The following is a 9,441-nucleotide window of genomic DNA, read 5'->3' on the forward strand; positions in this document are numbered from 1 at the left end:
GTGTTGATCCGTTGGATCAACACCTTGCGTCCCCACTGCGCGGTCGCCGTTGCCGAGGGGGCTGCGGCAGAGCCAGGTCGCTTGCGACTTAATCCCCTCCGTCCCCTTTTCAACAGCGACCGCATCGACGCACCGCGTCGATTCTTCTAAAGAACCCCACCGGGGTGCCGTTATGGATCACGGAACCGTTTGTCCGGAGCAACGATGAGCACTGTCGAACTGGGTGGGGATCTCGGCATCGAGAGCACTACCGAGCTCAAGAACCGCCTTGCCCCCCTGGTGGAGCAGGCAGGCGAGCTGACCCTGGATGCCAGCCAGGTCGCCCGCATCCACACGGCCGCCGTGCAGGTGCTGTGTGCGTTCGTGCAGGCCCGCCGCGAGGCAGGCCTGGGCACCGGCTTCCACGGTTGCACTGCAACCTTCCGTGACGCCGCGCGCCTGCTGGGCGTCACCCAGGCCCTCGGCCTGGACGTAACCCATGACAACCTGAAATCTGTGGAGAACGCTGCATGAGCGCACGTATCTTGGTGGTGGACGATTCGGCGTCGATGCGCCAGATGGTGTCCTTCGCCCTCACCTCGGCCGGTTTTGCCGTCGAAGAAGCTGAAGACGGCGCGGTCGCGCTCGGTCGCGCCAAGGGCCAGCGCTTCAATGCGGTGGTTACCGACGTCAACATGCCGAACATGGATGGCATCGCGCTGATCCGCGAACTGCGCCAGCTGCCGGACTACAAGTTCACCCCGCTGCTGATGCTGACCACCGAATCTGCCGCCGACAAGAAGTCCGAAGGCAAGGCCGCTGGCGCCACGGGTTGGCTGGTCAAGCCGTTCAATCCCGAACAGCTGGTCGCCACCGTGCAGAAAGTGCTGGGCTGATCGCCCGGCACCGCTCCCCCTCTTCGCTTCCGGACCACCACTGCCATGAGCATGGACCTGCAACGCTTCCACGCCACCTTCTTCGAGGAGAGCCGCGAAGGCCTCGACGCGATGGAGGCTGGCCTGCTGGCCCTGGAATCGGGGCAGCAGGACGCGGAGATCATCAATTCGGTGTTCCGCGCTGCCCATTCGATCAAGGGCGGCGCCGGCACCTTCGGCTTCGACGCGATCGCCGGCCTGACCCACGTGCTGGAAACGCTGCTCGATGAGCTGCGCGCCGGCAAGCGGGCACTGGAAGGCCACGCCGTCGACGCCATGCTGTCTTCGGTGGACGTGCTGCGCGCCCTGCTGCGCGAAGCCGAACATGGCCAGGCTGCCGATCCGGCTGCCGTCGCTGCGGTGAAGGCACGCCTGGAAGCGGTTCTGTCCGGCCAGGCCGCAGCGAGCGCCCCGGCGGCCGCCGCAGCCAAGGTGGACGATACGCCGGAAGCCTGGCAGATCGGCTTCACCCCGGCGCCGTCGCTGTTCATGAGCGGCAACGACCCGCTGCGCATCATCCGCGAACTGGAACACCTCGGTTCGCTGCAGGTCGCCGCGCGCATGGACCGCCTGCCGGGCTTCGCGCAGCTCGATCCGCTCGAAGCCCACTTGGCGTGGGACTTGGGTCTGGTCGGCAAGGTGCCGCGCAGCAAGATCGAAGACACCTTCGCGTGGGTACTGGACGACTGCGAGCTGGACATCCGTCCGGCCGCACCGCCGAGCCTGGCCACTCAGGCGCCGGCCGCGGCTGCTCCCGCTCCGGCGGCAGCGTCGCCGTCGGCACCCGCCGCGCCTGCCGCCAGCGGTGGCGCCAGCCAGGAAGCGGAAACCTCCATCCGCGTCAGCGTCGACAAGGTCGACGCGCTGATCAACCTGGTCGGCGAACTGGTCATCACCCAGGCCATGCTCAAGCAGGTCTCGCATGCGCTGGACCCGGTTCACGCCGAGAGCCTGTTCGCTGGCCTGGACCAGCTTGAACGCAACACCCGCGACCTGCAGGAAGCGGTGATCGGCGTGCGCATGCTGCCGGTCGATGCGGTGTTCCGTCGCTTCCCGCGCCTGGTCCGCGACCTGTCCAGCCGCCTCGGCAAGCAGGTGCGGCTGCGCACCGTCGGCGAAGGTACCGAGCTGGACAAGGGCCTGATCGAGAAGATCGCCGATCCGCTGGTGCACCTGGTGCGCAACTCGATCGACCACGGCCTGGAAATGCCCGACGTGCGCCGCGGTGCAGGCAAGGACGAAACCGGCACGATCACCCTGGCGGCCTCGCACCAGGGCGGCCACATCGTCATCGAAGTCAGCGACGACGGTCGCGGCCTGGACCGCGCCAAGATCCTGGCCAAGGCCACCGAGCGCGGCCTGGCGGTGCCGGACAACCCGACCGATTCGCAGGTCTGGGACCTGATCTTCCAGCCCGGCTTCTCCACGGCCGATGCGGTCACTGACCTGTCCGGTCGTGGCGTCGGCATGGACGTGGTCCGCCGCAACATCCAGGCGTTGGGGGGCGAGGTGCAGATTGAAAGCAGCCTCGGCGCTGGCACCCGCACGCTGATCCGCCTGCCGCTCACCCTGGCCATCCTCGATGGCATGACCGTGGCGGTAGCCGGTGAGACCCTGATCCTGCCGTTGGCCTATGTGCTTGAGGCGTTGCAGCCGCAAGCCGAGGACATCCGCAGTATGGCCGGCGAAGGCCGCGTGCTGCGCGTGCGCGGTGAATACCTGCCGATCCTGTCGCTGAGCGAGTACTACGGCTACGGCAACCGTGCACCCGGCAGCGAATCGCTGGTGGTGGTGGTCGAAGGCGATGGCCAGAAGATCGCCCTGGAAGTGGACGAACTGGTCGGCCAGCAGCAGGTGGTGGTGAAGAACATCGAGAACAACTACCGCCGCATCGGCGGGGTGTCCGGTGCGACCATTCTCGGCGACGGCCGCGTCGCATTGATCGTCGACATCGGCGGGCTGGTGCGTTCACTGCGGATGCCGCAGGCCGCCTGATCCACACTGCATGCGTGTACTGGACCGCCGCCCTTCGGGGCGGCGGTTTTTGTTTGCGCGCCCCATTCCGGCCGGGGCCGGATGCCCTTTCGGGGAAAAGGGATCTGACCCCATCCGTTCTGTGAACTCCGTCGACGCGATGGTTTCGCGCGCAACTACGCCATGCAAGCGAAAGCCCCGCCGCTGCGCCACTTCCGCGCCGTCATCCCTACGCCACCGAATGTGACATGCGTCCATAAAGTCCATCCGGACTGCGCCGCTATTTCGCTTTGACGGCCGTCACCGAACCCCACCGGGCACCACCGTTCGCTCTGCAACCACCCCCAAACCGGCGCACAGACGCCGGCACTCTGCCCACCTGGAGCACCCTGCATGAAGTGGTTCCAAGATCTGCCCATCGCCCGCAAGCTGGCCGTGGGGTTCACCCTTACCACCCTGATGACCCTGGTCCTCGGCGCGTTCGCCCTGCTGCGACTGAGCGAAGCCAACGCGCAGCTGCGCGAGATGGCCGGCAACGATATCCCCTCGGTCCAGCACCTGGGCGAGGCGCGCTCGCAGCTCGGTGAGTTCCGCACCTACGAACTGGCCCAGCTGAGCATGCTCGACCAGCCGGAGAAGGTCGCCGACTACAACAAGCGCATGGACGACACCGCCAAGACCGTACATGACGAACTGGCGGCGTACGCGGCGCTGCCGGCGCTGGACAAGGAGCGCGAACTGTATCGCGCCGCCAGCACCCAGCTGGATCGCTACTTCGCCGCCAACAAGGCGATGCGCGACGCCGTGGCCGCCGGTGATGGCGCGCAGGCCCAGCAGATCTCCGATGAGCAGTCACGCCCGGCGCGCCGCGACCTGTTCGCTGCGATGAAGGCACTGGGCACCCACATCGCCGGGCAGATGGACGGCAAGATCGCCGACGCCAACGCCACCCATCGCACCAGCATGATCGCCATCATCGGCTGCATCGTGCTGCTGTCGCTGGTGGCCGCCGCGCTGGCCATCGTCATCTCGCGTGCAGTGACCGGCCCGCTGGGCAAGGCCGTGCATGCCATCCAGGCGGTTGCCCGCGGCGACCTCAGCGTCAGCACCCAGGCCACCAGCAAGGACGAAGCCGGCAGGATGCTGGCCGCCACGACCGAGATGACCGCAATGCTCCGCCGCTTCAGCGAGCAGACCCAGCTGATGGCACAGATGCACGCGGGACCGGACATCAGCCATCGCATTCCGGAAGATTTCCCGGGTGTCTATGGCCAGCTGGCCGGCGGCATCAATACGGTGATCTTCGAGCACCTGGATGCGATCCGCGATGCCATCGACGTGCTCAACCAGTACGCCATCGGCAATCTCACCCCGGATGCACGCCGCCTGCCCGGCAGCCGCGCGATCCTGCACGAATCGATGGACGCGGCCAAGGCCAGCCTGCTGGCGATCAATTCGCAGATCCAGCAGCTGGCCGCGGCGGCCGCTGCCGGTGACTTCAGCCAGCGTGGCGACGCACAGCGTTTCCAGCATGACTTCAAGCTGATGATCGAGCATCTCAACACCATGATGCAGGTGGCCGACGGCAACCTCGGCCAGCTCTCGCAGCTGCTGCAGTCGATCGCCGCCGGCGACCTGACCGCGCGCATGGAAGGCCAGTTCAATGGCGTGTTCGCGCGCATGCGGGATGATGCCAACACCACCGTCGCACAGCTGACCCAGATCGTCGGCCAGATCCAGGCCAGCGCCTCCAGCATCACCCTGGCCGCCGGCGAGATCGCCTCCGGCAACAGCGACCTGTCGCGCCGCACCGAGCAGCAGGCCGCCAACCTGGAAGAAACCGCCGCCTCGATGGAGGAACTGACCTCCACCGTGCGCCAGAACGCCGAGCACGCACGCCAGGCCAACCAGCTCGCCATCGGTGCGCACGGTGTCGCCTCGCAGGGCGGTGACGTGGTCGGCCAGGTGGTCACCACCATGTCGGCCATCGAAGCCTCGTCGAAGAAGATCGCCGAGATCATCTCGGTCATCGACGGCATTGCCTTCCAGACCAACATCCTGGCGCTGAATGCCGCAGTGGAAGCCGCCCGTGCCGGCGAACAGGGCCGCGGCTTCGCCGTGGTCGCCAGCGAAGTGCGCACCCTTGCCCAGCGCTCGGCCGCCGCCGCCAAGGAGATCAAGGGCCTGATCGACGACTCGGTCGGCAAGGTTGCCGAAGGCTCCAGCCTGGTCCACCAGGCCGGCAGCACCATGGGCGAGATCGTCGCCTCGGTGCAGCGCGTGACCGACATCATGGCCGAGATCTCCGCGGCCTCGCAGGAACAGTCGGCGGGCATCGAGCAGGTCAACCAGACCGTGGTGCAGATGGACGAAACCACCCAGCAGAATGCTGCGCTGGTGGAAGAAGCCACTGCTGCGGCACGCGCGATGGAAGACCAGGCCGTGCAGCTGGGTGAAGCCGTGGCCCGCTTCCGGCTGGCATCGCAGGGCACGATGGCCATCCCGGCACGCCCGCTGGCCGCACCGGTACCGCGACAGGTCGCAGCCGCCGCGCCTGCGGCAAAGCCGGCCCCGGCACGTGCGCTGCGCACGGCAACGGCCCAGCCGGCGCTGGCCACGGACGGCGACTGGCAGGAATTCTGACAGAAGCACGGGGTCAGATCCCTTTCCTGTGGGAAAGGGATCTGACCCCTTACGCGTGGAAAGTGATGCAAATCCCACTTCATAATCCGGTGCAGGAGCCGATATCCCCATCGAGCCTCGCGCCAATGCGTGCTGGCGCCCGCCCCTGACCGTAGATTCCATGTCCGACGGCAACGACACTGCAGTGCATGATGTCCACGCGGCTGATGCCGCGGACGAACGATTCCTGGTCCGCAACCCGCGCCAGCTGCGCCAGCTGCTGCGCTCGCTGATCGACCAGCGATCGCTGATCAACGCCCATATCGACGGCCGCGACCGTTCCTTCCCGACCGCCCTGCTCGACCTCGACGAAGACGAGGACTTCCTGCTGCTCGATGGCAGCCCACAGGAAGCCTCCAACCGCGCCGCCGAGCAGGCCGATCACCTGCTGTGCTTCGCCCAGCTCGAACGCGTGCTGGTACGGTTCCGGCTGCACGAACTGCAGCGCGTGGACAACGACGGCCATGTGGCCTTCCGTGCGCCGCTGCCTGACGAACTGGTGCACCTGCAGCGCCGCGAGCTGTACCGGCTGGAGACGCCGGTCACCGACTCGCCCCACCTGCTGCTGCCGCCTGGCGAAGCGCGCGCCGAAGCCCTGTCGATGCGCGTAGTGGACATCAGCGGTGGCGGCCTGGCCGTGGTGGTGCCCAATGACTGCGCGGTTTTTGGTCTGCAGAAGCGCTATCCGGCGCGGCTGTCGCTGCCGGACGGCCCCGACCTGGATATCGAACTGGTGGTCTGCAACCTGCTGCCGCAGCGTCAGCCCAATGGCATCGAGGTCAAGCGCGTGGGAATGCGCTTTGAATGCCTGCCACGCGGCGCCGACAGCGCCATCCAGCGCTACATCTTCCGCATCGACCGCCAGCGCAAGGCCCGCCGCAACGGCGAGCTCTGAGGCCGTCCGACCGGTAGTGCCGGCCGCCGGCCGGCAACCCTGGAACGCGTGCCGGGGTCAGATCCCTTTTCCCTGAAAAGGGATCTGACCCCATCCACGGCACTGCCCGGCACCTAAAGTCCCCCCCGGCGGGGCCGATATCGAGCCTGACACCGGGACTTCCGGCAGAACCAGGACCCCTCGATGAACGACAAGACCAGCTCCGCCGCCAGCGCCGGTGGCGAATTTCTCAGCTTCACCCTTGGTGATGAGCACTACGGCGTGGACATCCTCAAGGTGCAGGAAATCCGCGGCTACGACGCCGTCACCCGCGTGCCGGACGCCCCGGACTACATCAAGGGCGTGATCAACCTGCGCGGCACCATCGTCCCGGTCATCGACCTGCGCCTGAAGCTGCGCCTGGACAACGCCCGCTACGATGCCTTCACCGTGATGATCGTGCTGAACGTGGAAGACCGCGTGGTCGGCATCGTCGTCGACAGCGTCTCCGACGTGATCCCGCTGTCGGCCGAGCAGATCCGCCCGACCCCGGAATTCGGCGCCGCCGTCGACACCCGCTTCATCTCCGGCATCGGTACCCACGACGATCGCATGCTGATCCTGCTGGACATCGAGACCCTGCTCGACAGCGCCGACATGGGCCAGGCCAACCTCGCCGAAGACGTCGCTGCCTGAGCAACCGGAACTGCTTCACGTTCCAGTCACAAAACCCTTCAGTTCCCTTCGGCGGTGCCGATAGGGGGACAGAAGCCGGTCGCGCAGGAGCGCGCAGGACCGGCCCGATCGTTACCATCCCCGGAGATACCCTCGATGAAGTCCCTGTTTGCGTTCGTCTCGGCCGCTGTCCTGGCCACCACCGCCGCCTCCGCTTTCGCCCAGTCGGCCGACATGATCCCGCCGGAAATGGCGCCGCGTTCGGTCGGCAAGGACGGCATGGTCTGTGGCAAGGTCGAAAAGGCCCGTTACGCAGAAGGCTCCGAAGGCCAGCCGACCTTCCTGTACATGGGCGGCGCCTTCCCGCGCCACACCTTCTCGGCGCGTATCGCCGGCGAGAACCGCGGCAAGTTCTCCTTCCCGCTGGAAACCCTGGAAGGCAAGACCGTGTGCGTGATCGGCAAGATCCAGCGCGACGCCTCGCGTGCGGAAATCGAAGTCAGCTCGCCGGCCGGGCTGAAGCTGGCCAACATCAAGTAATCCGCCGTTCGTCGGACCACGCCGGGCCTGGTCCTGGCGTGGTTTCTGCTGCAACCGGGCCCGATGCCCGGGCGCGTCTGCCTTAGGAGCTCGCAACGCCCATGCCGTGGATCAACAACCTGAAACTGATGCCGAAACTGCTGCTGACCTTCGGCGTCCTCCTGCTGGTGATGCTGCTGCAGGGCATCGTCGCCTATCGCGGCCTGCATTCGCTGAACAACGTGACCACCGAGCTGGCCGGTTCGCGCATGGAGAGCATCCGCATGGCCGGCGAGATGCGCGGCATGCTGGGCGAGTACCGCAATGCCGCCTACCAGCAGCTGATCCGCGCCAGCGATGACGTCAAGTCCGATGCGCGCAAGCAGGGTGTAGACCTGCGCGCCAGCATGGACAAGTCGATCAAGGAGTATCCGAAGCTGGTCGACAACCCGCAGCAGAAGAAGCTGTTCGACGCCTTCGCCAAGGAATGGAAGGACGCCCTGGCATCCTATGACAGCGTCACCGAGATGCTGGAGCTGGACCTGCCGGACGACGCCATCGATACCTTCGTCGGCGAAACTCGCACCAAGCACCGCAAGGCCGCCTCCGCGCTGGAGGCGCTGATCGCCGAAGACAACCGCCTCGCCCGCGCCTCGCGCGATGAGGCCGCATCCACCTACTCCGCCTCGGCCGTGCTGACCGTGATCGCCCTGCTGGGCGGCGCCGCGCTCGGCCTGGTGCTGGTGTGGCTGTTTGCCCGCGCCCTGGTCGGCAGCGTGCGTGGCGCCGTCTCGGTGGCCAACGACGTGGCCGGCGGCAAGCTCGATGGCCACATCGACGTCAGCCGCCAGGATGAAGTGGGCGAACTGATGCAGGCCATGCAGCGCATGCAGCGCGACCTGCGCGAGCGCATCGAGACCGACCAGGCCATCGCCCGCGAGAACCTGCGCATCCGTACCGCGCTGGACTACAGCTCGACCGGCGTCTACCTGACCGACACCAGCAACACCATCGTCTACAGCAACCGCGCCCTGCAGCAGACCCTGAGCCAGTACCAGGACGAACTGCGCCGCGACCTGCCGGACTTCGATGCGCAGGCTTCGCTGATCGGCAAGCCGGTCACCGTGCTCGAACACCGCGGCGAGATGGACCAGACCCTGCTGGGCAACCTGAAGGCACACGGCGTCGCCCGTCGCCCGATGCAGTACGGCGATGCCCAGTTCGCCCAGGTGGTCTCGACCATCCGCAATGAAGGCGGCGACACCGTCGGCTACGTGGTGGAATGGCGCGACCGTACCCAGGAAGCGCAGGTCGAAGCCGAAGTGGCCCGCGTGATCGCCCAGGCCGCCGCTGGCGACCTGTCCGGCCGCATCGATGCCAGCGACAAGGAAGGCTTCTTCCTGCAGCTGGCCCAGCAGATCAACGGCCTGCTGGACGCCAATGCCGGCAGCATCGAGCAGATCTCCGGCCTGCTGGCCGCGCTGTCGCAGGGCGACCTGACCGTGCGCATGCACGGCGATTACCAGGGCGTGTTCGCCCGCATGCGCGACGACGCCAACGCCACCGCCGCGCAGCTGAGCGAGATCGTCACCCGCATCAAGCAGTCCAGCCGCGCGATCAGCTCCGCTGCCGGTGAAATCGCCTCCGGCAACAGCGACCTGTCGCGCCGCACCGAACAGCAGGCCGCCAACCTGGAAGAAACCGCCGCCTCGATGGAGGAACTGACCTCCACCGTGCGCCAGAACGCCGAGCACGCACGCCAGGCCAACCAGCTCGCCATCGGCGCGCACGGTGTCGCCTCGC

At 67.0% G+C, this 9,441-nt stretch carries 8 protein-coding genes; all 8 read left to right on the plus strand.

The genetic code is table 11. The features are described from left to right. The first annotated feature begins 204 nt into the window (after positions 1 to 204). Positions 205 to 513, plus strand: a complete 309-nt coding sequence (locus VG561_RS20935; RefSeq protein WP_014647026.1) for an STAS domain-containing protein — start codon at positions 205 to 207, stop codon at positions 511 to 513. Beyond that, positions 510 to 875, plus strand: coding sequence for a response regulator (locus VG561_RS20940; protein WP_005409521.1), 366 nt, complete (start codon positions 510 to 512; stop codon positions 873 to 875). The genes VG561_RS20935 and VG561_RS20940 overlap by 4 nt, the downstream gene beginning before the upstream one ends. Before the next feature lie 45 nt (positions 876 to 920). After that, positions 921 to 2,909, plus strand: coding sequence for a chemotaxis protein CheA (locus VG561_RS20945; protein WP_014647024.1), 1,989 nt, complete (start codon positions 921 to 923; stop codon positions 2,907 to 2,909). Between the two features lie 372 nt (positions 2,910 to 3,281). Next, positions 3,282 to 5,531 (plus strand): methyl-accepting chemotaxis protein, encoded by a 2,250-nt coding sequence (locus VG561_RS20950; protein WP_423179937.1) that lies wholly within the window; start codon positions 3,282 to 3,284, stop codon positions 5,529 to 5,531. Between the two features lie 160 nt (positions 5,532 to 5,691). After that, positions 5,692 to 6,465, plus strand: coding sequence for a flagellar brake protein (locus VG561_RS20955; RefSeq protein ID WP_046430424.1), 774 nt, complete (start codon positions 5,692 to 5,694; stop codon positions 6,463 to 6,465). A 183-nt stretch (positions 6,466 to 6,648) separates the two neighbouring features. Then, positions 6,649 to 7,140, plus strand: a complete 492-nt coding sequence (locus tag VG561_RS20960) for a chemotaxis protein CheW (protein ID WP_014647021.1) — start codon at positions 6,649 to 6,651, stop codon at positions 7,138 to 7,140. Positions 7,141 to 7,275: 135 nt separating this feature from the next. Beyond that, a complete protein-coding gene (locus VG561_RS20965) occupies positions 7,276 to 7,659 on the plus strand; it encodes a hypothetical protein (RefSeq protein WP_014647020.1) in 384 nt (127 codons plus the stop codon). A 101-nt stretch (positions 7,660 to 7,760) separates the two neighbouring features. Further along, positions 7,761 to 9,441 (plus strand): methyl-accepting chemotaxis protein (locus tag VG561_RS20970; protein ID WP_423179938.1); only part of this gene is annotated, 1,681 nt, incomplete at its 3' end.

Source organism: Stenotrophomonas sp. CASM110, assembly GCF_049384345.1.
GTDB lineage: Bacteria > Pseudomonadota > Gammaproteobacteria > Xanthomonadales > Xanthomonadaceae > Stenotrophomonas > Stenotrophomonas muris.